At 41.4% G+C, this 290-nt stretch carries 1 protein-coding gene; it reads left to right on the top strand.

What is annotated here, in order from left to right:
• Positions 1 to 43 precede the first annotated feature (43 nt).
• Positions 44 to 290 (top strand): SulP family inorganic anion transporter (locus JS521_RS36160; protein WP_205087049.1); only part of this gene is annotated, 247 nt, incomplete at its 3' end.

Genomic DNA, 290 nt, shown 5'->3' with positions numbered 1-290 from the left:
CATCACTAGCCTTTCCTAAAATTTAAAAAAATAGGCTATTTTCATGTTATCCACTATTCGAGAACAATGGTTCTCCAATATTCGCGGGGATGTTCTTGCGGGTATTGTTGTTGCTTTGGCTCTAATTCCTGAAGCAATTGCCTTTTCAATTATTGCAGGTGTCGACCCTAAGGTAGGGTTATATGCTTCATTCTGTATTGCCGTGGTGATTTCTTTCGTAGGCGGTCGTCCAGGGATGATTTCTGCTGCAACTGGTGCTATGGCTTTATTAATGGTCACACTGGTTAAAG

This window comes from Streptomyces durocortorensis (genome assembly GCF_016901035.1).
Lineage (GTDB): Bacteria > Actinomycetota > Actinomycetes > Streptomycetales > Streptomycetaceae > Streptomyces > Streptomyces durocortorensis.
This window is presented reverse-complemented; position numbering and strand designations above follow the sequence as displayed.